The organism is Pseudomonas sp. GW460-LB5 (assembly GCF_059423245.1).
The window spans coordinates 1-700 of sequence record NZ_JBWKXT010000142.1 but is presented as its reverse complement, the minus strand read 5'-3'; the positions used below and the strand labels follow the sequence as shown (position 1 = coordinate 700).

The 700-nt window shown below is 56.1% G+C and carries 1 protein-coding gene; it reads left to right on the top strand.

Annotation, left to right across the window (positions count from 1 at the left end; translation table 11 throughout):
* Positions 1-422: 422 nt before the first annotated feature.
* Positions 423-700 (top strand): SulP family inorganic anion transporter (locus tag AC07XM_RS31085; RefSeq protein WP_197884682.1); only part of this gene is annotated, 278 nt, incomplete at its 3' end.

Genomic DNA, 700 nt, shown 5'->3' with positions numbered 1-700 from the left:
GTAACCGTCTGGCCAACTCACCCCTCAGCACACAGACCAGCTCGGACAAGAACGGGTGGAAAACAAAGCCTTGCCCGCAGGTATACCCATTGAATAAGCCTGTATCTGACGTAGGTCATGCAGAGCCTGCCAGCGGGTCGCAATCGACGATGGCTTCATTGTATACTTCGGCTCCGCATACCCCTTGAGCTACAGGAACATCAGCATGACTGTACTCCAAACGATCTACTGGCAGCCTACGCCGCCTTAGCGCTACGCCCCCTCGCAACAACCTGCTTCCGCTAGCCTCGCTCGCGGGTGCTCACTGCTGTACGCCTGGTTTTACACCTTAAGCACACAGCAAAAAATCCTCAAAATTTGAATTTGTATCGATTCGCTCGCCACTCCCTTGGCGTGCGCGATGCTTTGCCTTGGATATTTATATGCTGCAAAAACTTAGACAAACGTGGTTTTCCAACGTCCGTGCCGACGTGCTCGCGGGGCTGGTGGTCGCACTCGCGCTGATCCCGGAAGCCATCGCCTTTTCCATCATCGCCGGGGTAGATCCCAAAGTCGGTCTCTACGCCTCCTTCTGTATCTGTGCTGTCATCGCCTTTGTCGGCGGGCGCCCCGGAATGATCTCGGCGGCGACAGGCGCCATGGCACTGCTGATGGTTACGCTGGTAAAAGAGCATGGACTCCAGTACCTGCTGGCCGCGAC